This is a genomic window from Gulosibacter macacae (assembly GCF_003865375.1).
GTDB classification, from domain to species: domain Bacteria; phylum Actinomycetota; class Actinomycetes; order Actinomycetales; family Microbacteriaceae; genus Gulosibacter; species Gulosibacter macacae.
The window spans coordinates 59,380-81,082 of the sequence record NZ_RQVS01000009.1 but is presented as its reverse complement, the minus strand read 5'-3'; the positions used below and the strand labels follow the sequence as shown (position 1 = coordinate 81,082).

Sequence of the window (21,703 nt, the reverse complement as noted above, 5' to 3'; positions counted from 1 at the left end):
CACGGGCCACAACTAGCAGAACAAAAGGGCCGTCCCGGGAACTAGCTCCCGGGACGGCCCACTTCGACCGAGCTCGCGCGACTAGAGGTTCGGCGAGGTCATCTTGAGCACGTCCAGGCGTGCATCCAGATCTTCTTCGGTGATCTCACCGCACTCGACGAAGCCGAGGTCAATGACGGCCTCGCGCACGGTGATCTTGTTCGCAACCGCGTGCTTCGCAACCTTCGCCGCAGCCTCGTAGCCAATGACGCGGTTGAGCGGGGTGACGATCGACGGCGACGACTCGGCGAGCGCACGAGCGTGCTCCTCGTTCGCGACGAGACCCTTGATGGTCTTGTCGGCGAGCACCTTCGACGAGTTCGCGAGCAGGCGAATCGACTCGAGGAGCGCCGTGCCCATCACCGGGATCTGCACATTGAGTTCGAACGAACCCGACGCACCGGCAAACGCGATCGCCGCGTCGTTACCGATGATGCGCGAGCAGACCATGAGCACGGCCTCCGGCACCACCGGGTTGACCTTGCCAGGCATGATCGACGAACCGGGCTGCAGGTCGGGGATCTGCAGTTCACCAAGACCCGTGTTCGGGCCCGAACCCATCCAGCGCAGGTCGTTGTTGATCTTCACGAGCGACACCGCGATGGTGCGCAGTGCCCCCGAGGCCTCAACGAGCGCATCCCGCGCACCCTGCGCCTCGAAGTGGTCGGCAGCTTCGTGCAGCGGCAGGCCGGTGTTTGCCGCGAGCTCAGCGATGACCTGCTCCGAGAAGCCCTTCGGCGTGTTGATGCCGGTACCGGTCGCGGTGCCACCAAGCGGCACCTCGGCAACGCGCTCGATGGTCGCGTTGACTCGGTCAATGCCGAGGCGAATCTGGCGGGCGTAGCCCGCGAACTCCTGGCCGAGGGTGACCGGAGTGGCGTCCATGAGGTGCGTGCGGCCCGCCTTCACGGCGTCCTTCCACAGCTCTGCCTTCTCTTCAAGGTCGACGGCGAGGTACTCGAGCGCCGGGATGAGGTCCTCAAGCAGCGCGCCGGTGACGGCCACGTGCACCGAGGTCGGGAACACGTCGTTCGACGACTGCGAGGCGTTGACGTGGTCGTTCGGGTGCACCGTGTCGCCGAGCGAGTCGGTCGCGAGCTTCGAAAGCACCTCGTTCGTGTTCATGTTCGACGAGGTACCCGAACCGGTCTGGTACACGTCGATCGGGAACTGGTCGAGGTGCTTGCCACCAATGACCTCTTCAGCCGCGGCAACGATGGCGCCCGAGCGTGCGTCGTCGATGATGCCGAGCTTGGCGTTCACGATTGCTGCGGCGCGCTTGATCTGTGCGAGCGCAATGATCTGTCGAGCTTCGAGGCCCTGTCCCGAAATCGGGAAGTTCTCGACCGCACGCTGCGTCTGAGCGGCGTAGAGCGCGTCCTTCGGAACTCGCACCTCGCCCATCGTGTCGTGCTCGATGCGGTACTCGATGTCGTTCGACTCCACCACGTTGTGACCCTTTCAAGAAGAGAGTTGTTACTCGATCCAGCCTACGCGAGATACCCCGTCCAATAGCCGAGCAAGAGCCACGGCCCGAACGGGATGCGCTGGCTTACGTCGCGCCGACGAACGAGCGTCACGAGCGCGGCGACTCCCCCGGTCACGATCGCCGCGAGCGCACCTACAGCGGCATGCATCGGATGCACGAGCAAGAGTCCCACGGTGAGCGGCACGGCGAGCTTCGCATCCCCCATGCCGAAGCCACCCGCGAGCCCGAGGCCGATGAGCACGACCAGCGCGGCGACACTAGTGAGGAGTGTCACAAGCGGGAACTCGCCTGCCTCAAGCCAGGCGACGACGAGCGCAACGCCGGCGACGCCCCAGCCAGGCATGACCAGGTCGTTTGGCAGCCGGTGTTCGGCGAGGTCGGTCACCACGAGCTTCGGCGTCACGAGCGCCACCCAGAGGGCGACGCTGAGCGCAGCTGCGGTGTAGGTGAAGGTCGTGTCGAGGAGCACGGCGGCACCGTAGCTCGATCAAGCGAAGTGCGCCGTCACTTCTCCACAGGCGTAGCTTGCGATGCTGGTGACATGACGCCAGCTGCCGCCGTTGATCCGCTCGCCACCCCAAAGCTCCTCGCCATCGCCGGCGATTGGCACGCGAACACCGAGTACGCCGTGCGCTCGATAGCCGAGGCGCGACGGCGCGGGGCCGAAACGATCGTGCACGTGGGCGATTTCGGTTACTTGTTTGCGTCCGAATTTCTTGAGGCACTGGATGCAGCGCTCGGGCCGGTGCCGCTGCTGTTCGTCGAGGGCAACCACGAAGACTCCGATCTGCTCGAGTCGATTGCGCTGGATGAACGGGGGTTGCGACATCTTTCTGCTCGCGTGTGGCATCTGCCGCGCGGATTTCGGTGGGCGTGGGCCGGCCGCACCTGGCTCGCCTGCGGCGGCGCCACGTCAGTCGACAAGCAGGCGCGCGAGGCGGGCGTGAGCTGGTGGCCCCAAGAAGCGGTCACCGATGCCGATGTGGCGCGCATCGCCGCTGAGGGCGCGGTCGATGTGCTCGTGAGCCACGACTCCCCCGCCGGCGCCGACACCCCCTGCGATTGGGAGGGGCGGTTTCCCGCGGAAGAACTCGCGCTCGCCGCCGGCCACCGTGAGCGGATGCGACGCCTAGTCGATGCGGTACAGCCCAAGCGCATCTTTCACGGGCACTACCACACGCGCTATGACACGCAGTTCGCCGGGGCGCACATCACCGGGCTCGACCGGGATGGTGCACCGCTCGAGCAGAACCTGCTCGTAATCGATCCTGCGCGGGTGATCTGACCGCATCCACGTGCCAAGCGGAACCAGTGCCGTGCCAAGTGGAACCAGGGCCGGTGCGAAGTGCGTGACACACGCGCACTGACCAGGGGTTTCCCTCATCGCCACGTCCGTGCGGGTTCCGGAAGGCACGAATTCGGTTCCGGTTGGTACGCGCCGAGTTCCACTTGGCACGCACCCCGACACTGCCCGGCACACGTGAGGGCCCCAGCGCATCCACTGGGGCCCTCATGCGCAACTACGCGTCAAGCAGCTCCGTCACGAGTGCCGCGATCTCGCTACGCTCCGAGCGAGTGAGCGTGATGTGGCCAAAGAGTCGGTGACCCTTGAGCGTCTCAATCACCGAGGCGATGCCATCGTGGCGGCCCACCCGCAGATTGTCGCGTTGCGCGACATCGTGGGTGAGCACCACCCGAGAGTTCTGGCCAATACGCGAGAGCATCGTGAGCAGCACGTTCCGCTCAAGCGACTGCGCCTCATCCACGACCACAAACGCATCGTGCAGCGAGCGGCCACGGATGTGGGTGAGCGGCAGAATCTCGAGCATCCCCCGGTCAATCACCTCGTCGAGCACGTTCTCCGACACGATCGACGAGAGCGTGTCGTAGACGGCCTGACCCCAAGGGTTCATCTTTTCGTCTTGGTCGCCAGGCAGATAGCCGAGTTCCTGGCCACCGACCGCGTAGAGCGGCCGGAAGACCATAATCTTGCGCTGCAGACCACGCTCAAGCACCGACTCGAGGCCCGCCGCGAGCGCGAGCGCCGACTTGCCCGTACCCGCATTACCACCGAGCGAGACGATGCCAACCGAGGGGTCAAGCAAGAGGTCGATCGCCAGCCGCTGTTCTGCGGAGCGGCCGTGCACGCCGAACACATCGCGGTCGCCGCGCACGAGTCGCACCCGCTGGTCGCCGATCACGCGGCCGAGGGCCGAACCGCGCTCTGAGCTGATCACCACCGAAGTGTTCACCGGCAGCCCGTCAACGGCTTCGGTCGAGATCTCTTCCTCCTCGTAGAGCGCGTTCATTGCCTCGCCGCCGAGGTCGATCTGCGACAGGCCAGTGTAGCCGGTGTCACGGGCGAGCTCATGACGGTACTCATCGGCGGCGATACCGATCGACGAGGCCTTCACGCGCATCGGGAGGTCTTTCGACACCACCGTGACATCGCAACCCTCGGCCGCGAGATTCGCGGCAACCGCAAGGATGCGGGAGTCATTGTCGCCGAGCTGCATTCCGCTGGGGAGCACCTGCTGGTTCGAGTGGTTAAGTTCCACGCGCAGTGTGCCGCCCTCATCCCCTACTGGAATCGGGAAGTCGAGGCGGCCGTGGCTGATGCGGAATTGGTCGAGCAACCGCAGCGCCTGGCGGGCGAAATAGCCGATTTCGGGATCGTGACGCTTCTTTTCCAGCTCGGTGATCACGATGATCGGGATGACGACCTCGTGTTCGGCGAACCGGAGCAACGCGCGCGGGTCGCTGAGCAATACCGAAGTGTCGAGCACATAGGTGCGCACCTTCGTTGCGTTGCCCGCGTTGCCTTCCTCGTCGAGGATGCGGCCGGGTTCGTCGATTGCGTTCTGCTCGTGCAGTTCGCTGTCGGTCGGGTGGGTGTTCGTCGTGGTGGTCACGGCGGTCTCGCTCCTCGCCGAGCTGCGGTGCTCGTTGTGGTGTTGCAAGGCGGCCACGTGATCGCGGGTGTCGAAACGAACTTACGTGGCCGTCTCGATCAGGAACTCCCCCTGATGCCGCCAAACTAACCCGCGACACCCTGACAAGCCGTGAACCGGGGACCATTCCGGCGAATCGCTAGGGAGACGTCACGAGTTGTTACCTAGCGTTTCCCAAATTCACAACGGGTGTAGACCAGAGTGACCAGTGTGACGGATGTGACTTCTCATCCTCCAAGCTCGGCTTGAAGGTTGCGACACGCCGCGCGCTATTTGCCGTAGCGGCGCTCGCGGCTCGCGAAATCGCGCAGCGCACGCAAGAAATCGACCTCGCGAAGGTCGGGGCCGAGCGCCTCCACAAAATAGAACTCCGAGTGCGCCGATTGCCAGAGCATGAAGTCGCTCAGCCGCTGCTCGCCCGAGGTGCGAATCACGAGATCGGGGTCGGGCTGGCCACCCGTGTAGAGGTGTTCACCAATGAGATCCGGCGTCACAATATCGGCCAGCTCGGCAATGGTGCCGCCCCGGTCAGCGTGCCCGCGCACAATGGCGCGCATCGCATCCACGATTTCACTGCGCCCGCCGTACCCAACCGCGAGATTTACGTGCATCCCGGTGCGTCGGGCACTCACCGACTGTGCGTTCGAAAGGGCCGAAGCAAGCTCCTCATCGAGTCCCTCGACCGAACCCACATGCTGCACCTGCCAGCGCTCATTCTCGGCGATCTGGCCGGCGAGCTTCGCGATGATCCCCTGCAATTGCGCCAGTTCGGCACCGGCGCGGCTCGTGAGGTTGTCGCGCGAGAGCAGATACAGCGTCACCGTGCCAATACCCGCGCGGTCACACCAGCTGAGAAACTCGATCATCTTCGCGGCACCGGCCCGGTGTCCGTCGGCGGCATCGGCGAGACCGAGTTGCTTCGCCCAACGCCGATTACCGTCAATGATCATGGCAATGTGCCGAGGGCGGGCGGCCACGCGATCAAGCGCTCGCCACAGACGCCGCGCATAGAGGCGGTACAGCACCTCGGGCGGCCAGGCGGACGATCGCAAACTCACCCCTTCAATCTACCGGCATGTGGGTTGCCACCAATTCTGCGCCGCAGTGCATCCACAGGGCGTATCGTCGGCCACGTGAGTACACCGACGGCGACCCCGCAACACCATTCAAACGACAACGCCGCCAACCCGCTCGGTGTGCGCGAGCAGCTTCTCGCGGTCACGAGCCCCGCCTGGCGCGGCTGGATCCACACGGTCGCGACGCCGCTTGCGGCAGTGCTCGGCACCATGCTCTTCGCGTTCACCGATAGCGCGAAGGCGGTCTTCGCCGTCTCGGTCTACACGGCCTGCTCGATTCTGCTCTTCGGCATGTCGGCGCTATATCACCGCGGCAAGTGGGGTCCGCGCGCGAAGGCACTTCTGCGCCGCTTCGATCACGCGAACATCTTCCTGCTCATCGCCGGCACGTACACGCCGCTTGCACTTCTCGCACTGCCACCCGAAAAGGGCTGGTTGCTGTTCTGGCTCGTGTGGGCCGTCGCCTTCGTCGGCATCGTGCTCAATGTGCTCTGGATCAGCATGCCGCGCTGGCTCTCCGTGGGCCTCTACCTCGCCATGGGCTGGATCGCCGTCATGTACCTCGGCGACCTGCTGCAGGCATCCGTGGCGATGATGGTGCTCGTCGCGGTTGGCGGCCTCATCTACACCGTTGGTGCACTCATGTACGCGTTCAAGCGCCCGAACCCGTGGCCGAACAACTTCGGTTTCCACGAACTCTTCCACGCGGCAACGATCGCCGCCTGGGCATGCCACTGGGCGGCCATTCTGCTCATCGTGCTCAACCCGCTCGGCGCGAGCGGGGCGGCGTAGCTCGAGTTCCTACCAGCTGGCGCGCTTAGCGGGATGCGGTGTCGGGCTTCGGCTCGTCACCGGCCGCTTCTGCGGTCGGCACCTCATTGGCGGCCGCGCCAGCAGCCGCCTCAGCCTCAAGCTGCTCGCGCACCGCATAGCGGGCCTGCAGCCGCGACATACGATTCATCAGGCCCATTGCAATGAGGCCCACCGCTAGGAAGAGTCCGATCGTGACGAAGAACCCGACGGGCCCCGGCGTTACCTGCGCGGGATCAAAGGTCGGCGTCTCCACCGGTGTGCTCATGAGCCAGATCACCAGGCAACTCCCTCATCAATTACGCCGGCGAAGAGGTCAGCTTCAAGCTCACCGTTCTCGACCAGCGACACACGGCTCGCAATGAGCTCATAGTCCTCATATGGATAGGCAATCGCCTCGACGTCGCGCGGAAAGCCGAAGAAAAACTCATTGTCCGGGGCCACCTGGCTCGCGTGGGCGCGCAAAGCATCATCACGGCGCAGCAGGTAATCGCGCACCTCGATCTGCGTGGTGAGTCGCTGCTGCCGCTCGAGCACGCGACCGAGCGCTTCCTCCATCCGGTCAGCGAGGTGCACGTAATCGGTGTGCTCTTTCAGCTCGCTGATGAGTGACTTGAAGCGACCCGGGTTCATCGTGCGGTCGTAGTAGAGCTTCTGCACGCTCCACGGCTCACCGAGCTCGGGGTAGCGGTCATCAGCGGCCTCATCCCAGGCGCGCATCGAAATCTCGTGCGTGCGAATGTGATCGGGATGCGGGTAGCCACCGTTTTCGTCATAGGTCACGAGCACATGCGGCTTGAATTCGCGGATGAGGCGGATGAGCGGGCGGACGCTCGTCTCGATCGGAATCGCCGCGAACGTGCCGGGCTCTAGCGTGCCGTCTTCGCGCGCCATACCCGAGTCGCGGTAGCCGAGCCAGCGGTGCTCGATGCCGAGGATGCGCTGAGCTTCGGCCATCTCGACGCGGCGCAGACCCGTGAGGTCGCGCTCGGCGTGGGCACGCGATTGCAGGGCGGCGTTGAGCAGGTCACCGGCTTCACCACCGGTGCAGCTCACAATCATGACCTCGGCACCGCGGTCTTCATACATGGCGTAGGTGCCCGCACCCTTGCTCGACTCATCATCGGGATGGGCATGCACTGCCAGTAGCCGTAGCGTCACGTAGACCCGCTCCTGTTCGTGGTGTTCAAGTAGTTCGTGGTCGCCTGGCCGCCCAGCCAATCGGGGCAAGGTATCCTGGCAACGACTCACCAGCTTATCTCGCAGGGATGCACATTGACGGATTTGACCGAACGTTACGGCGCTCGCCCGGGCCGTTCGATCGATGATTCGACGTCGAATCGCTGGTGGTGGCTTGGGGTTGTCGGCCTCGTCATTGGTGTCATCGTGTTCTGGGCGTTGACCTCACTCACCCCTGACGCGACCATTGAGACGCAAACCGCGCGCTTTGGTGTGGAGTCCGACACCCACGTGACCGTCGAGTCGCGGGTATCGGTACAACCAGGCACTCCCCTCGCCTGTGCCGTTGAGGCGCAGAACGATCGCAATACCGTTGTCGGTTGGAAGGTCGTGGAACTCCCCGCGAGCGCCGAGGCGCACCAGGTCGTGCGCGTTGATCTCGAGACCACCCAGCGCGCGACGCTCGTGCAGATGCGCGAGTGCTGGGTGATCGAGTAGCTGCGCCCCTCCCTACAGCTACCTACTCGCCATTTGCTAGGATCTTGCGGAGCCTCGACAACCGGTCGGGGCTTCCGTGGTATTTCCGAGGAGTTGCACATGTCCACCCAGCCCGAGTCGACCTGGTTGACGCAGGAGACGTTTGACCGTCTCAGTGACGAGCTGGCGCACCTCTCCACCACGCGTCGCCAAGAGATCGCCCGCGAGATCCAGGAAGCCCGCGAAGACGGCGACCTCAAGGAGAACGCCGGCTACCACGCAGCCAAGGATGAGCAGGGCAAGATCGAGGCGCGCATCCGCGAACTCGAGGGCATGCTCAAGACCGCGGTTGTCGGCGAGGCGCCCGAAGCATCCGGCGTCGTTGAACTCGGCACCGTCGTGACCGCGACCATTGCCGGTCGCGAACAGAAGTTCCTCTTCGCCGACCCCGAACTCGAATCGCAGACTGAACTGCGCGTCTTCTCCCCCGACAGCCCGCTCGGCCAGGCCATCGAGGGCCTCAAGATCGGCGCAACCACGAGCTACGCCGCCCCGAACGGCAACGACATCGACGTGAAGATCGTCGATGTCGAAACCTTCCGCGGCTAGATCGTGGCGTCTCGGTCTACGCGGGGCTCGTACCCGGCTGCGCGCAGCGAGTCGAGCACGAGCCGCGCATGATCGGTGCCGCGGGTCTCAACCGAGATTTCGAGCTCTACCTGCGTGATCTGCAGACCCTTGTTGTGTCGGGTGTGCAGCACCTCGATGACGTTCGCGTTGATGTCGGCGAGGATCGTCGCGATGCGTGCGAGGTGACCCGGCACATCGTGCAGGCCAATGATGATGCGCATGTAGCGGTCTGAGGCAGTCAGACCCTGCGAGATCACCTTTTCGAGCATCATCGGGTCGATATTGCCGCCCGACAGCACCGCGACGGTATTGCCGGTGCCCTGAATCTTGCCGGCAAGCATGGCCGCCACCGGCGTTGCGCCAGCGGGTTCGACGACGAGCTTCGCCCGCTCGAGCAAGAGCAAAATTGCGCGCGAGATGTCTTCGTCGCTCACGGTGACGATTTCATCCACGTGCTTACGCACGAGCTCGAACGTAAGCGAGCCCGGTTCATCCACGGCGATACCGTCGGCGATCGTCGCCTTCGCATCGATCTTTACCGGCTGCCCGGCTTCAATCGACACCGGGAACGGCGCCGAGTTCGCGGCCTGCACCCCGATAACGCGGATCTTGCGACCGAGCTCCCGAGCTTTGAGGTCAACGAGCGAGGCGACACCGGCGATGAGCCCACCGCCACCGATCGGCACGATGATGGTGTCGACCTCGGGCAATTGGTCGAGAATATCGAGCCCGAGGGTCGCCTGGCCGGTGATGACATCCGGGTGGTTATAGGGATGAATGAACGTCGCGCCGGTCTCGCGGGCGTACTCCTGGGCCCCGGCGAGTGCCTCGGCGACGTTGTAGCCGTGGAGCACGACATCGGCGCCGTAGTTGCGCGTCGCCTCGAGCTTCGGAATCGGCACGCCGACCGGCATGTAGATCGTTGCCGGGATGCCGAGTTCACGGGCCGCGTAGGCGACGCCCTGGGCGTGGTTACCGGCCGAGGCGGCAACGACACCACGCTCGCGCTCTTCGGCGGTGAGGAGGGCGAGGCGGTTCGTGGCACCACGAATCTTGTACGAACCGGTGCGCTGCATGTTCTCGCACTTGAGGAAGACCGGCGAGCCGACGTACTTCTGCAAGAACTTCGCGGAATCGAGCAGCGTCACGCGGGTGATGCGACCAACTATGTCCTGCGCGGCCTCGATGGCTTCGAGAGTGGGTTCGAATGTGGTGTCGAGGTCGGTCATGTGGAGCTGGTCTTCTTCCTGCGAAGGTGCGAAAGCGGGATGCGTTTAGGCACTAGTCTGCCGTGTTCGTCGGCGTCTGATGACAACCCCTCGGTTGGATCAGGCTCATCTCGCCATTTTCCGGCGCGAATATATCGCACCATCGCCTTGATCGCGGCCACGACCGGCACGGCAAAGACGGCGCCGGCGATGCCCGCGAAAAGGGACCCCGCACTGACGGAGAGCAGTACGGCAAGCGGATGCAATTGCACCGCCTGGCCCATGATGAGCGGCTGGAGCACATTGGCTTCGATGGCCATGACACCAACGACGATGACGAGCATGATCACGGCATTCCAGAAGCCGTTCGCGAGGAGCGCGATGATCACCGCGACGGCTCCCGAGGCGAAGGCACCGACGAGTGGCACGAACGCGCCGAGGAACACGAGGATGCCGATGGCGAGCGAATAGGGCACGCCGAGAATGACCGCGCCGATGAAGATGCCGACCGCGTCGATAAGGGCGACGACGACCTGCACACGCACGTAGTGGCCGGTCGAGATCCACGCGCGCTCGCCGGCCCCATCCACTGCTGCCCGCGCGGCGCGTGGGAAGAGCGACACAACGAAGAGCCAGATGCGGCGGCCATCAAGCAAATAGAAGATGATCGCAAAGAGTGCCACAAGCGAGCCCGCGCCGATGGAGGCGACGGTGGTGCCGGCGGTGAGCGTGCCTTGGATGAGCGTGCCGACGTTCTGGCGAATCCATTCGGTGGCCTCGGCAAGCCACTGGTTGACCTGCTCTTCAGAGATGTGCAGCGGGCTCGCCTCAACCCACTGCAAGAGCTCGCGATAGCGGCGCTCGAGCTGCGCGACATCGAATTGGTCGCCGCTGCGGAAGGCGAGCACGACAAGCAGAATGAGGAGAGCCACGCCAGCGAAGAGGGCAATGAGCGCTGCGATCATGGCGAGCCACTTGGGCCAGTGCCAGCGCCGGGTCAGGGTGTTGGTGAGCGGCACGAGGAGCGCCGTGATGAGCACCGCCACGAGCAGCGGCACCACGATGATGCTGGCCTGCCCGAGCAGCCAGACGAGGGGAATGGCCCCGAGCACGATGGCGATCCATCGCCACGACCAGGCAGCGGCGATACGCACCGGCTTCGAGACGAAATGCGCATCGGTGTCGCGCGGGCGAGGTTCGGGTGCGTTCGCGGGCTCGTCGATCATCAGAATTGCACGCGCGGCGGCTCCGCGATGGCGGCCCGATCGGCGACTTCAAAGAACTCGCGCGCCCGTACTCCGGCGGCACCGGCGACGAGCTTGCCGGGGCAGCCCTGCACGCGCGCGTTCAAGCCACGCACGCTGCCGTTGTAGGCGCGACGAGCCGATTGAATCTTGTCTTCGGTTTGGCCGAGGTCGGCCTTGAGGTGCACGAACTCTGGCGATGCCGTGAGCTTCGGGAAGGCGTCGGCAATGCCGTAGAGCGCCCGCAACGCCCCCTGAAAGTGGTTCTCGGCGGTCGAGGCCTCACTCGGCGTCGTAGCTTCGAGCGTTTCGGTGCGCGCTTGTTCCATTGCTGCGAAGGCCGACTGTTCGTGGTCGGCATAGCCGCGCACCGCCTGAACGATACTCGGGACGAGGTCGCCTCGACGCTTGAGCTGGACGGCAATGTCATGCCACGCCTCATCCACCTGCACCTGCTGCTTGAGCAGATTTGAGCGAGTTGCAAAGAACCAAATGACGAGGATGAGCAGAAGCACGACGAGCGCGCCCGCGACGATAAGCCAGCCGAGGTTGTCCATATTTCGCAGTCTAACGAGGCGAGGTTGAGGCGGCGGTGACGAGTTCGCAGACTACTGCGCGAAGCGAGTGAGTTCGGCCTTCCAGAACGCCCGCCAGTGCTCGACGTCATCGGCCGAGCCAAGCTTGTCGTGGTTCACCGCGAGCGCCGTCTTCTCCCCCGTTGGCTTTGTCTGCATATTGACGCTGAGCGTCGAGCCATCCTCGAGCCCACAGCGCCAATAGCGCCATTTCTCGGTGCTGGATGCGGCGGGCTTGCGGCTGAGGAGCACGCCATTGAACTCGACCACCGAGTCGAACCGCGCCTGCCAGCGTTCGAGCACTGCATCCATGTCGCCGGGAAGCGTCTTTGAGACCGTGACGCTGAAGCTGCCATCGCAGGTTTGGCCGACCTGCCGGCGACCGATGTGGCGTTCGTAGGCAACGGTCACGCCCTGGGCCCACCACTCCGGGCTCGTCGACTTGCCAACTTCGAGGATGCGGGCGAGCGCGAGGCGGGCCATATCGGTGTGGTCGAGCTTCGCTGCATCCTGTGCTTCGAGGTAGTCGACCCAGTCGTGCCAAGCGATGCCCGAGCCGGTCTCGAGGGCCTTGGCGTTGGCTGGTGCGGTGGGGCGCAGGACTGGCTCGCTCATGGCGCCAGCCTAATGGTGCTTGTGGTCCCCCGGGCGGGACTCGAACCCGCAGCTCAGCGATTTTAAGTCGCTTGCCTCTGCCAATTGGGCTACCGGGGGTGTTGTGGGGGTGGATGCTGTGGCCAGTTACAGTGCGACGCCGCCGCATCCGGGATGCGGCGGCGTCGCACGTACGTCACTGGCCAGCAGACCTGGGGCTACTTGGCCTCAGCCTTGGGCGCCTCAGCCTTGGGCGCCTCAGCCTTGGGCGCAGCCGACTCGTCAACCTTGGGAGCCGCGGGCTTCGGGCCGGGCTTTGCCGCCTCAGCCGGCTTCGCGTCAGCGGCCGGGCGCGGCTTCGCGGCGAAGCGCTCGAAGAACGCCTTCGGCTGCGAGACCTCGCTCAGCGACACGAAGTCGCGGCCGAGGATGAGCTGCAGCGCCCAGTTCGCGAACACACGCACCTTGCGCTCGTAGGTCGGGATCGCCATGCCGTGGTAGCCACGGTGCATCGCCCAGGCCGGAAGGCCCGTGATGCCGGTCTTGCCCGACTGGAACGCGCCGACGCCCATACCGAGACCTGCAACCGCCCCGATGTTCTCGTGGTAGTAGTCGGTCGGAGCGTCGCCACGCAGCGTCGCCACGATGTTGTCGGCGAGCACGCGCGCCTGGCGCACCGCGTGCTGGGCGTTCGGAACGCAGAAGCCGTTCACGCCACCGCCCGAGAGGTCGGGCACGGCCGACACGTCGCCAGCGGTCCAGGCGTCCTTCACGATGCCCTCGTCGCCCTCGACGCGCAGGTCGGCGCGCGCACGCAGGTTGCCGCGCTCGTTGACCGGCAGGTCGGTGAAGCCCTTGACGAGGGGGTTCGCCATCATGCCGGCGGTCCAGACGATGACGTCGGTCGGGAACTTGTCGCCCGCCGAGGTCTCGACCACGCCGTCCACAGCCGAGGTGCACTGGGTATTGAGGTGCACGGTGGCGCCGCGCTCGGCGAGGTTCTTGATGACCCAGAGCGCCGTCTGCTCCGAAACCTCGGGCATGATGCGCGGTGCGGCCTCAATGAGGTGGAACTGCACATCGTCGAACTGCAGCGAGGGGTAGTCGGCGAGCAGGGCCGTCGCGAGCGAACGCATCTCGGCGAACGCCTCGATACCAGCGAAGCCGCCACCGACAACCACGAAGGTGAGCAGGCGAGAGCGCTCAGGGCCGGGGGCCATGGTCGATGCGCGGTTGAAGTTGTCGATCATGGTGTCGCGCACCCAGATCGCCTCTTCGATGTGCTTGAGGCCGACGGCGTTCTCGGCAATGCCAGCGATCGGGAAGGTGCGGCTCACGGCACCAGCGGTGACCACGACGATGTCGTAGCCGAGCTGGTAAGCGTCGCCGTCTTCCGGCTTGATCGTCGCGGTCTTAGTGGCGTGGTCGATGTTCGTGACTTCAGCCGTGATGACTCGCGTGCGCTTGAGGTGGCGGCGCAGCGAAACAACAGCGTGACGGGGCTCAATCGAACCACCCGCAACCTCGGGTAGGAACGGCTGGTACGTCATGTACGGCAGCGGGTCGACCAGCGTTACCTGGGCCTCTCCCGGGTTGAGCTTCTTCTCGAGCTGGCGGGCCGCGGTGAAGCCAGCGTAGCCACCACCCACAATCAGGATCTTCGTCACGCGTATACCCCTTTCAAGGGTCGTCATCTTCGAAAAACGCTACCGATCAAGTGTAGTCACCTTCGGCAAACCAATCCGGCGAGAAGCTGGGCAGAGCGTGTGCTGAGGCTCTCGAAGCACTATTCCGCACGCAGTGCCGCACCCGGGTCGTCGCACTGACAACGCTCCGGGCTCCAGGCCGACTCGCGCAGCGCCCAGTCCCCCATCGGGTTGACGCCGGGGCCAGCCGCGAGGGCGTGACCGGCGAGCGCGTGCAGGCACTTGACCCGTGTCGGCATCCCACCTGCGGTGACGTTCGCAATCTCGGCGACGTGCTCGACCGCTTCGCGCTGGGCGAGATACTGCTCGTGCGCGCGCTGGTAGGCGGCCTGGAGTTCCGGGTCGGTCGCGAGCGCATCCTGCATTTCGACCATGAGGTGCGCAACTTCGAGCCGCGACATTTCGGCCGTGGCTTCGGGATGCGTGAGGTAGTAGAGGGTCGGGAACGGCGTGCCGTCATCGAGACGGGGAGCGGTGATCACGACGACCGGATTGCCGCAGACACAGCGTGCTCCGACGCCGAGCACACCGCGAGCCGGTCGACCCAATTGCGCGGTAACGACGGCAATATCGCGTTCGGTGGCGGGCGGGAACGGGGATTGCGCATCCTGGGTCATGGAGTCTCCTGCGATGTGGGCGCGGAATCGGCATTCGCCGCGCGGATGAGCGACTCGAGGTAGAGCGCTGCCGGGTCAGATTTGGTTTCGTGCATGTCAACCGAGACATCCACCGGGGCAAGCGGCGCACGCTGACCGCCGCTGTCGACGACGAAGTAGCTGGTGTCCCCGGGTTCGACGAACAAGAGTCGCCCGCGAGCCTGTGCGCGCACATAGGCAGGATCATCCCAACGAGCTTTCTCGGTGGTGAGCTGGTCAAGATCGGCACTTGCCGTGGCGATATCGGCCTCAAGATCGCGGATGCGCTGCTGCTGCGAAATGAGCTGGTTGACCGTCGGCGTGAGCATGCCGACGCCGATGATGAGCACGCCGATGAGCAGGAGCGATCCGCCGGTCGGGCGTCGGCCCGCGCGGCGAGAGTTGCCCGGCTGCTTCGTGGAGGTCATCTGATCCATTGTGCCGGACAGCGCCCACTGCGCCTGAACACGACTGCGGCCGGTCCCGAATCGAGACCGGCCGCAGTGCTGTGAATCTAGCGAATGACGAGTGCGCGGTGATTACTTGGCGTTGAAGCGCGGGAACGCCGAGGCGCCGGCGTAGCGGGCCTGCTCACCGAGTTCCTCTTCGATGCGCAGCAGCTCGTTGTACTTCGCGACACGGTCGGTGCGGGCCGGGGCGCCGGTCTTGATCTGACCGCAGTTGGTGGCCACCGCGAGGTGCGCAATGGTGGTGTCTTCGGTCTCACCAGAACGGTGCGAGAGCACTGCGGTGTAGAGGTGGCTCTGCGCGAGGGCGACAGCGTCGAGGGTCTCGGTGAGGGTACCGATCTGGTTCACCTTGACGAGGATCGAGTTCGCGACCTTCTGGTCGAGACCGCGCTGCAGACGCTCGGGGTTCGTGACGAACAGGTCGTCGCCGACGAGCTGCACCTTGTCGCCGATGCGCTTGGTGAGCTCGACATAGCCGTCCCAGTCTTCCTCAGCGAGCGGGTCCTCGATCGAGACGATCGGGTACTCGGCAATGAGCTCCTCATAGAAGTCAACCATTTCGGCGGCCGAGAGTTCCTTGCCCTCGAACTTGTAGACCCCATCCGAGTAGAACTCGGTCGAGGCCACGTCGAGACCGAGCGCAATGTCGCTGCCGAGCTCGAAGCGGGTCTGGCCGAGCGCCTCAACAATGAGGTCGAGCGCCGCACGGGTCGACGGCACATCGGGAGCGAAGCCACCCTCGTCACCGAGGCCGGTCGACAGGCCCTTCGACTGGATGGTCTTCTTGAGCTGGTGGTAGACCTCGGCACCCCACTGCAGGGCTTCCTTGAAGGTCGCGGCACCGATCGGGAAGATCATGAACTCCTGCACGTCAACGCCCGTGTCAGCGTGGGCACCACCGTTGATGATGTTCATCATTGGCACCGGAAGCACGTGCGCGTTCGCGCCACCGACGTAGCGGTAGAGCGGCAGGTTCGCCGAGTCGGCTGCGGCCTTCGCGGTCGCGAGGCTGACACCGAGGATGGCGTTCGCACCGAGGCGCGACTTGTTCTCGGTGCCGTCGAGCTCGATCAGCTCAGCGTCGATGGCGCGCTGGTCGTTCGCGTCAAAGAACTCAATGGCCGGGTTGATCTCGTCGGCCACGCCCTGGACTGCCTTTTCGACACCCTTGCCGAGGTAGCGGTCGGCATCGCCGTCGCGCAGCTCGTAGGCCTCGAAGGCGCCCGTCGAGGCACCCGAGGGAACGGCGGCGCGACCCTGCGCACCGTCTTCCAGAGTGACCTCAACTTCGACGGTCGGGTTGCCGCGGGAGTCGAGAATTTCACGGGCGAAGACGTCAACAATGAACGACACGGGATGCTCCTCATGGTTGGGATGGTGCGCAGTGTTCGCGGCGCCAGTCTAGTGGGCCGAGGTTGCCGCTTCCGTGGAATCTGAACCCGGCACCGCGAAGGTGCGCAGGGGCGCATCGCCGAGCGGAATTCCAGCCTTGATCGAGAAGGTTTGCTCGACGGGTCGGGTGATCATCGTGGCGAGAGTGTGCCAGCGACGGCCTATGGGCTCTGACAGCGCTGGCAGGCAGGTCAGCTGGCCAAACTGGTTTGGTTCGGAGTCGAGCAATTGCAGAAGGTCGTCGACGCCATTGATCTCAGGCTCTCGTGCCGTGCGCTCGCGCAACACCGCTTGGCGCGCCCAGGCGTCAGCGTCTGAATCCGTCTCCTCCGGGTTGCGGTACTCACCTTGCCGCAGGCGCGGGGTCTGGAAGCGGTTGGTGTGGACGAGCCAGTCGTGGAGCGGCTCAACGAGCTCCGCGCCAGCCGGTGAGAGTTCGACCGTGACGGCCCGGGCACCATCGTGGATCGAGATTGCCGAGGACGCGCTCACCGGCGCATTGCGGGCGATCTCGACGGCTTCGTCGAACGAACCAGCTTCGGCGAGGATGCGACCAGCAACCAGATGCACCGGCACTCCCCCAGCGTGGTCCTCTTGGTGGAAGAGGATGTCGAGATGAACGCCAATTCCGGCGCTGTTCACGCCGATCTTCGAAATGATGCCGGACTCGGTCATGCCGACGTAGGACTGCTTACCGCCCGAAATCGCGACCGGGTGCCAGCAATCCACCATGTGGTCGTGCCAGTCCCAGGTTTGGATACCAACGGTGCTCGCCGCCGACGCATCAATCTGCACGGCAACCGAACACTCACGCGCGCCCGCCCCGGCACCAAGACGCCGCGCCTCGGCGAGGAGCTCCGTTCGCGTGTTGAGGAACCAGACGTGCTCGGCCGGGAGGCCCGCACCCTGTGCCATGCCGTTGATCTCGTCGGCGCCTTCCGGCCACCAGCGTCGCACCGCATCGATGGTGCGGGCGATCAGGTCGCCACGCTCGAGCGGCTCACCGCCTACGGTGCGGAAGAGTTCGTCGTAAGTGTCGTGCAGGGCCGCGATGCGCGCGCAGAGGGCACGCCCGCGCAGCTCACCGCGACGGATCGGGTCGGAGGCGCTTGCCTCAATGAGTTCCGGAAGCTGTGCCGCGACGGCGGCATCTTGCGCGCGGATCACAGGTGTCGTCCTGTCCGAGACCGAAGCGTCAGCCCAACGGCTCGAGCGTGATCGAGTGCGGGTCGTCGAGGTGTTCTTCGCGTAGGTGCGCCACGTGAGTGAAGCCTTCGGCTGCCGCTCGTTCGAGCAGGTTGCGGGCGTTCTTTGGTCGCGCCTCCAGGCGCACCCGCTCTCCTCGAGCCATGAGCGACGCCTTGAGAGTCACGAGCGCATCCACGGGCATCCGCTTGTCATAGAGCCCGATGATCGCAACCTCGGCTGCCGACTCGCGCTCTTCGACCAAGTCAACGATGCGCTCGAACCCGATCGAGAAACCGCAGGCCGGCACATCCTGGCCAAGGAAGCGCCCAATCATGCCGTCATACCGGCCACCGCCACCAACCGACGAGCCCGAACTCGGATGCGCGACCTCGAAGATCGTGCCGGTGTAGTACCCCATCCCCCGCACGAGCGTCGGGTCATACACGAGCGCACCGCCGCCGCCAGCCGCGACCGCGTCGGCAATGCCGCCGAGCGACTCGGCCGCGGCAATCGCATCCGGCCGTGCCCGCAACTCTTCCGGCAGCGAAGCGAGCACCGACTCGGTCGACAGCGGGATGCCCTCAGCAAGCACCGGCGCCCATCCCTCAAGCGCGAGGCGCAGTTTCGCGGCCGCAGCTGCATCCACCTGCTCGAGCTCAGCAGTCACGCCCTCGACACCGATCTTGTCGAGTTTGTCGACCGAAATGAGCGCACCGGACTGCTGCTCGGCAGCAAACCCGCTCCAGTCAAGCAGCGCCGTGAGCAGGCGCCGGTCGTTCACCCGGAACGTGCAATCGTGCAGGCCAAGGGCACCGAGAGCGTCGGCACCCGCAATGAGCAATTCCGCCTCAGCAAGCGACGAAGCCTCACCCAAAATGTCAATATCGCACTGCACGAACTGGCGATAGCGGCCCTTCTGCGGCCGTTCCGCCCGCCACACCGGGCCAATCTGCAGCGCCCGGAAGACATTCGGCAGCGTGCCACGGTGCGTAGCGACATAGCGCGCGAGCGGCACGGTGAGGTCAAACCGCAAGCCCAAATCACTCAACGCGAGCGCATCATCAGCATCGGCCGCCCGCTGCAAATCAGCCTGCTCGAGCCCGCGGCGCATCACCGCGAACGACAGCTTCTCGTTATCGCCGCCCATGCCCGAGTGCAGACGCTCCGAGTCCTCCACCACCGGCGTCTCGATCTCATCGAACCCATGGGATGCATACACCTTGCGAATGGTGGCGAGCACGCGCTCACGACGACGCTTGTCTGCGGGGAGGAAATCGCGCATCCCGCGCGGTGGGTTGATCTGAGTGGCCATTGCTCCATTATCGCCCGGAGTCGGATGCGCACCTCGTCGACAACTCGCTAGCCTGCCGTCATGGCCGCGAAATCCACACCACAAGCGCTCCCCGGCGAGATCTGGGTCAAGATTCCCAACAAGATGGGCACGATCTTTGCCGGCGGCGCCATTCTGCTGGTAATCGGCGGGCTCGGGCTTTGGGGCGTCTATTTTGATCAGAACGCCACGCTCGAGGGCGCAGAGACCGTCTTCATTCCGCTCATCAGCTGGGGCTGTTTTCTCGCGGGCCTCGCGGTATTCCTGTTCAGCTTCAACATTCTGCGTGCGCGTTGGATCGCCGTGTCACCGATCGGGGTTCGCTATATCGACCCGAAGATGCCGGCCGAACAGTGGCAACTCGAGTGGCACGAAATTGACTCGCTCGACCTGCAGGTCGCACACGTGCGCCGCTCAAACTCGAGTTCCTCGGCACTCATGGGGCGACCCCAGTCGGTGCGGGTTCGCCTGGTCATCCGCGCCATCGGGTGGGATGTGTACGAGCGCTACCGCAGCCTGCGTGCAGGCCGAAATATTGACGGGCCCGACTCGACATCAATGGTGTTTGGTGATCAGCCGAAGCTCATCCAGCCCCTCGACGCCGCCCTGCGCCAATACGGCGGTCACCGCTATCGCGGCGTCATCGACGAGGGCCAGACAAGCTCACCGCTCTAAATCTGGGCGGAACGCCGACCTCATGGGAAACTAACTCCCATGACCCGCCGAATCCTGTGGTTCGCGCTGCCGTTCCTGGCCGTCGCGCTCGTACACCTCATCGCCGCGGCCGTGCAGGCACAGACGCTTGCCGCCGTGACCCAGGCTCTGCTCATGCCGACGCTCGCGCTCGTGCTACTCGCCCCGCATCCCGATGCCGCGGGCAATGGCTGGTGGCCGCGCACTCGCCTGTTCGCGCTCGTCGCCCTGTTCTTCTCGTTTCTCGGCGACCTCCTCCCCCGCTTCTTCGATGGCGACCTCAGCTTCGCGGTGCTCATCGGATGCTTCTTCTTCGCCCAGCTCGCCTGGATCGCCGCGCTCTACCCGCGCCTGCGCCACTCGATCGTGGTCGTGCAACGCTGGCGGCTCGTGCTCTACGCGGTGCTCGCGATCATCGTCCTCGTGCTGTGCCTGCCCGCCGCGGGTGCGCTCGCACCACTCGTCATTGTCTACGCGGTCGCGCTCACGGCAATGGCAATTCTTGCGACCGGATGGGGCAGCTTCGGCACCGTCGGTGGCCTGCTCTTCCTCGTCTCGGATGCGCTCATCGCGATCTTCACGTTCCGTCCCGAATTCGACCCGGGCCAGCCGGCGCGTTCGCTCCTCATCATGACGACCTACATTGCGGCGCAGTTCCTGCTCGTGCTTGCCGTGCGTCAGTTCAGCGAGAAAGCCCGCCAGCCGGTCGTCGGTCGCGGCATCGCGGGCGTTTAGGCGCAGATACCCATGATCGCCCTCGTCACCTACCGCTCTCGCTACGGCCACTCGCGTCGCTACGCGCAGTGGCTTGCCGAATCCCTCAGCGCGCAATGCGTTGACCTCGATGAGTCGCCACCCGCGTCGTTCGACGGCGTGGACGTCGCTGTCGTTATCGCGCCGATCTACGCGGGTAGCTTGCTTGATCTCGATGCGTTCATGAAGCCGGCCATTGCCGCTCCGGCAACGAAGCTCATTGGCGTGACGGTCTGCGGTGGTAACCCCGAGAGCGCCGACACCAAGAAAATTCTTGACGGAGCTACAGCGGCAGCGACACCAACCGAACTCAGCAACCGGATGCGCTGGTTCCACCTGCGCGGTGGCATCGACTACCCAAACCTGCACTTCGCCGATCGCACGATCATGAAGTTCGCGAACCAACGGATTAAGCAGCAGGCGCGGGGCGGCGATGCGGATGCTGCTGAGCAGGTCGCTGGCATTGGGAAACACCTCGACCACAGCAACCCGGATGCGCTGGCCCCGGTCATCGCGTACGCGCGCAGCTAGCTATTCCGCCGCACGGATGCGGTCAGCAAGTCGACGCACCGCGCCCCGCAGCGCCCGCTCCGCATCAAAACCGGCCTCGCGCCCGGCAGCTACCGTCGCGAGGAGCGCGTCACCAAACGCATCCTCGGCCTGGGCCTCCCCACTCACCTCAGCCGCGAGCGCCTCTGGAGCCGTGTCGACCAGCCCCGCGCCCTTGCCGAGCACTTTGTCGGCGAGCGCCAATGCCGGCATGCCAAAGGCGACCCCGTCGAGCACCGAGTTGCGCTGCGCTTTCTCGATCGCCTTCGCGTCATTCCACATGCGGATGATCTCGTCGATATCGCGAGTCGGCGTCGCGCCAAACACATGCGGATTGCGCCGCTCGAGCTTGTCGATCTGGTCACGGGCAACTGCCTCAAGATCAAAGCCGGCGCCGAGTGCCCCACCGATTTCGGTGTGAAAGAGCACCTGAAAGAGCACGTCGCCGAGTTCTTCGCGGATATCGTCTGGCGTGCCCGCCTCGATCGCTTCGACGAGTTCGGCAGTCTCCTCTTGCAGATAGGGCACGAGCGAGGAGTTCGTCTGCGCTTCGTACCAGGCGCATCCGCCTTTGCCGCGAAAGCGGTCGACGAGGGCAATCAATCGCAGTAACTGCTCGTGCTCGGATGCGGGGGCCGGGTCGATCGTCATGCTTGCTATTCTCGCGGGTCGGTGCTCAGCGAAACCGTCAGGTCCGTTTTCCGCCAGCGCCGCC

Annotated in this window: 24 protein-coding genes and 1 tRNA gene; 7 read left to right on the top strand and 18 right to left on the bottom strand. The window is 64.9% G+C overall.

Annotated elements, in window-relative coordinates; genetic code table 11:
* Nucleotides 1-81 precede the first annotated feature (81 nt).
* Both EG850_RS08745 and EG850_RS08740 read right to left on the bottom strand, forming a co-directional pair.
* Entirely contained in the window at nt 82-1,488 is a 1,407-nt protein-coding gene (locus tag EG850_RS08745) for a class II fumarate hydratase (RefSeq protein WP_124972589.1), read from the bottom strand.
* A gap of 41 nt (nt 1,489-1,529) precedes the next feature.
* Nucleotides 1,530-1,997, bottom strand: coding sequence for an A24 family peptidase (locus EG850_RS08740; RefSeq protein WP_124972587.1), 468 nt, complete (start codon nt 1,995-1,997; stop codon nt 1,530-1,532).
* Nucleotides 1,998-2,069: 72 nt separating this feature from the next.
* On the opposite strand from EG850_RS08740, the gene EG850_RS08735 reads away from it, so the two are divergent.
* A complete protein-coding gene (locus EG850_RS08735) occupies nt 2,070-2,813 on the top strand; it encodes a metallophosphoesterase family protein (protein ID WP_124972585.1) in 744 nt (247 codons plus the stop codon).
* A gap of 235 nt (nt 2,814-3,048) precedes the next feature.
* Here EG850_RS08735 and EG850_RS08730 read toward each other — a convergent pair whose 3' ends face one another.
* Nucleotides 3,049-4,365 carry a PhoH family protein gene (locus tag EG850_RS08730; protein ID WP_235829266.1) on the bottom strand — a complete coding sequence of 439 codons (1,317 nt, stop codon included), beginning with the start codon at nt 4,363-4,365 and terminating at the stop codon, nt 3,049-3,051.
* Between the two features lie 383 nt (nt 4,366-4,748).
* Nucleotides 4,749-5,537 (bottom strand): isoprenyl transferase, encoded by a 789-nt coding sequence (locus EG850_RS08725; protein ID WP_124972583.1) that lies wholly within the window; start codon nt 5,535-5,537, stop codon nt 4,749-4,751.
* 138 nt (nt 5,538-5,675) lie between these two features.
* On the opposite strand from EG850_RS08725, the gene trhA reads away from it, so the two are divergent.
* On the top strand, nt 5,676-6,347 hold the full coding sequence (gene trhA / locus EG850_RS08720; RefSeq protein ID WP_124972688.1) for a PAQR family membrane homeostasis protein TrhA: 672 nt from the start codon (nt 5,676-5,678) through the stop codon (nt 6,345-6,347).
* A 25-nt stretch (nt 6,348-6,372) separates the two neighbouring features.
* Here trhA and EG850_RS08715 read toward each other — a convergent pair whose 3' ends face one another.
* Both EG850_RS08715 and mca read right to left on the bottom strand, forming a co-directional pair.
* Nucleotides 6,373-6,645 carry a hypothetical protein gene (locus EG850_RS08715; RefSeq protein ID WP_124972581.1) on the bottom strand — a complete coding sequence of 91 codons (273 nt, stop codon included), beginning with the start codon at nt 6,643-6,645 and terminating at the stop codon, nt 6,373-6,375.
* On the bottom strand, nt 6,642-7,586 hold the full coding sequence (mca, locus tag EG850_RS08710) for a mycothiol conjugate amidase Mca (RefSeq protein WP_407920586.1): 945 nt from the start codon (nt 7,584-7,586) through the stop codon (nt 6,642-6,644). Before mca ends, EG850_RS08715 begins: the two co-directional genes overlap by 4 nt.
* Before the next feature lie 63 nt (nt 7,587-7,649).
* Here mca and EG850_RS08705 point away from each other — a divergent pair, with 63 nt between their 5' ends.
* A complete protein-coding gene (locus EG850_RS08705) occupies nt 7,650-8,042 on the top strand; it encodes a DUF4307 domain-containing protein (protein WP_185715004.1) in 393 nt (130 codons plus the stop codon).
* A gap of 99 nt (nt 8,043-8,141) precedes the next feature.
* Nucleotides 8,142-8,630 carry a transcription elongation factor GreA gene (gene greA / locus EG850_RS08700; protein ID WP_124972577.1) on the top strand — a complete coding sequence of 163 codons (489 nt, stop codon included), beginning with the start codon at nt 8,142-8,144 and terminating at the stop codon, nt 8,628-8,630.
* Here the strand turns inward: greA and ilvA are convergent.
* The 11 genes from ilvA to hisS all read right to left on the bottom strand — a co-directional run bounded on the left by ilvA (nt 8,627) and on the right by hisS (nt 18,975).
* Nucleotides 8,627-9,880 carry a threonine ammonia-lyase gene (ilvA, locus tag EG850_RS08695; RefSeq protein ID WP_124972575.1) on the bottom strand — a complete coding sequence of 418 codons (1,254 nt, stop codon included), beginning with the start codon at nt 9,878-9,880 and terminating at the stop codon, nt 8,627-8,629. The genes greA and ilvA overlap by 4 nt on opposite strands.
* Entirely contained in the window at nt 9,877-11,085 is a 1,209-nt protein-coding gene (locus EG850_RS08690; RefSeq protein ID WP_124972573.1) for an AI-2E family transporter, read from the bottom strand. Before EG850_RS08690 ends, ilvA begins: the two co-directional genes overlap by 4 nt.
* Nucleotides 11,085-11,660 carry a LemA family protein gene (locus tag EG850_RS08685; RefSeq protein ID WP_124972571.1) on the bottom strand — a complete coding sequence of 192 codons (576 nt, stop codon included), beginning with the start codon at nt 11,658-11,660 and terminating at the stop codon, nt 11,085-11,087. Before EG850_RS08685 ends, EG850_RS08690 begins: the two co-directional genes overlap by 1 nt.
* Before the next feature lie 51 nt (nt 11,661-11,711).
* A complete protein-coding gene (locus EG850_RS08680; protein ID WP_124972569.1) occupies nt 11,712-12,293 on the bottom strand; it encodes a hypothetical protein in 582 nt (193 codons plus the stop codon).
* A 22-nt stretch (nt 12,294-12,315) separates the two neighbouring features.
* Nucleotides 12,316-12,392, bottom strand: a tRNA-Leu gene (locus EG850_RS08675).
* Nucleotides 12,393-12,490: 98 nt separating this feature from the next.
* Nucleotides 12,491-13,939, bottom strand: coding sequence for an NAD(P)/FAD-dependent oxidoreductase (locus EG850_RS08670; protein ID WP_124972567.1), 1,449 nt, complete (start codon nt 13,937-13,939; stop codon nt 12,491-12,493).
* A gap of 119 nt (nt 13,940-14,058) precedes the next feature.
* Nucleotides 14,059-14,595: a DUF501 domain-containing protein gene (locus tag EG850_RS08665; RefSeq protein WP_124972565.1), complete on the bottom strand. Its 537-nt coding sequence runs from the start codon at nt 14,593-14,595 to the stop codon at nt 14,059-14,061.
* Nucleotides 14,592-15,041 (bottom strand): FtsB family cell division protein, encoded by a 450-nt coding sequence (locus EG850_RS08660; protein WP_185715003.1) that lies wholly within the window; start codon nt 15,039-15,041, stop codon nt 14,592-14,594. Before EG850_RS08660 ends, EG850_RS08665 begins: the two co-directional genes overlap by 4 nt.
* A 111-nt stretch (nt 15,042-15,152) precedes the next feature.
* Entirely contained in the window at nt 15,153-16,436 is a 1,284-nt protein-coding gene (eno, locus tag EG850_RS08655; protein WP_124972561.1) for a phosphopyruvate hydratase, read from the bottom strand.
* Nucleotides 16,437-16,484: 48 nt separating this feature from the next.
* Nucleotides 16,485-17,642, bottom strand: a complete 1,158-nt coding sequence (locus EG850_RS08650; RefSeq protein ID WP_124972559.1) for a C45 family autoproteolytic acyltransferase/hydolase — start codon at nt 17,640-17,642, stop codon at nt 16,485-16,487.
* A gap of 28 nt (nt 17,643-17,670) precedes the next feature.
* Complete coding sequence (hisS, locus tag EG850_RS08645) at nt 17,671-18,975, bottom strand: histidine--tRNA ligase (protein ID WP_124972557.1); 1,305 nt, start codon at nt 18,973-18,975, stop codon at nt 17,671-17,673.
* Between the two features lie 60 nt (nt 18,976-19,035).
* Between hisS and EG850_RS08640 the strand changes: the two genes are divergently transcribed.
* The 3 genes from EG850_RS08640 to EG850_RS08630 are packed head-to-tail and all read left to right on the top strand — an operon-like array spanning nt 19,036 to nt 20,970.
* Nucleotides 19,036-19,668 (top strand): hypothetical protein, encoded by a 633-nt coding sequence (locus EG850_RS08640; RefSeq protein ID WP_124972555.1) that lies wholly within the window; start codon nt 19,036-19,038, stop codon nt 19,666-19,668.
* Between the two features lie 39 nt (nt 19,669-19,707).
* Nucleotides 19,708-20,421 (top strand): lysoplasmalogenase, encoded by a 714-nt coding sequence (locus tag EG850_RS08635; protein ID WP_124972553.1) that lies wholly within the window; start codon nt 19,708-19,710, stop codon nt 20,419-20,421.
* Between the two features lie 12 nt (nt 20,422-20,433).
* Entirely contained in the window at nt 20,434-20,970 is a 537-nt protein-coding gene (locus EG850_RS08630) for a flavodoxin domain-containing protein (protein WP_124972551.1), read from the top strand.
* Here the strand turns inward: EG850_RS08630 and EG850_RS08625 are convergent, their stop codons facing one another.
* Entirely contained in the window at nt 20,971-21,639 is a 669-nt protein-coding gene (locus tag EG850_RS08625; RefSeq protein WP_124972549.1) for a MazG family protein, read from the bottom strand.
* Nucleotides 21,640-21,703 lie beyond the last annotated feature (64 nt).

Coding starts and splice junctions, on each gene's coding strand:
- EG850_RS08735 (WP_124972585.1), top strand. CDS start 2,070: ATGACGCCAGCTGCCGCCGTTGATCCGCTCGCCACCCCAAAGCTCCTC.
- greA (WP_124972577.1), top strand. CDS start 8,142: ATGTCCACCCAGCCCGAGTCGACCTGGTTGACGCAGGAGACGTTTGAC.
- ilvA (WP_124972575.1), bottom strand. CDS start 9,880: ATGACCGACCTCGACACCACATTCGAACCCACTCTCGAAGCCATCGAG.
- EG850_RS08690 (WP_124972573.1), bottom strand. CDS start 11,085: ATGATCGACGAGCCCGCGAACGCACCCGAACCTCGCCCGCGCGACACC.
- EG850_RS08685 (WP_124972571.1), bottom strand. CDS start 11,660: ATGGACAACCTCGGCTGGCTTATCGTCGCGGGCGCGCTCGTCGTGCTT.
- EG850_RS08680 (WP_124972569.1), bottom strand. CDS start 12,293: ATGAGCGAGCCAGTCCTGCGCCCCACCGCACCAGCCAACGCCAAGGCC.
- EG850_RS08665 (WP_124972565.1), bottom strand. CDS start 14,595: ATGACCCAGGATGCGCAATCCCCGTTCCCGCCCGCCACCGAACGCGAT.
- EG850_RS08660 (WP_185715003.1), bottom strand. CDS start 15,041: ATGACCTCCACGAAGCAGCCGGGCAACTCTCGCCGCGCGGGCCGACGC.
- hisS (WP_124972557.1), bottom strand. CDS start 18,975: ATGGCCACTCAGATCAACCCACCGCGCGGGATGCGCGATTTCCTCCCC.
- EG850_RS08640 (WP_124972555.1), top strand. CDS start 19,036: ATGGCCGCGAAATCCACACCACAAGCGCTCCCCGGCGAGATCTGGGTC.
- EG850_RS08635 (WP_124972553.1), top strand. CDS start 19,708: ATGACCCGCCGAATCCTGTGGTTCGCGCTGCCGTTCCTGGCCGTCGCG.
- EG850_RS08630 (WP_124972551.1), top strand. CDS start 20,434: ATGATCGCCCTCGTCACCTACCGCTCTCGCTACGGCCACTCGCGTCGC.
- EG850_RS08625 (WP_124972549.1), bottom strand. CDS start 21,639: ATGACGATCGACCCGGCCCCCGCATCCGAGCACGAGCAGTTACTGCGA.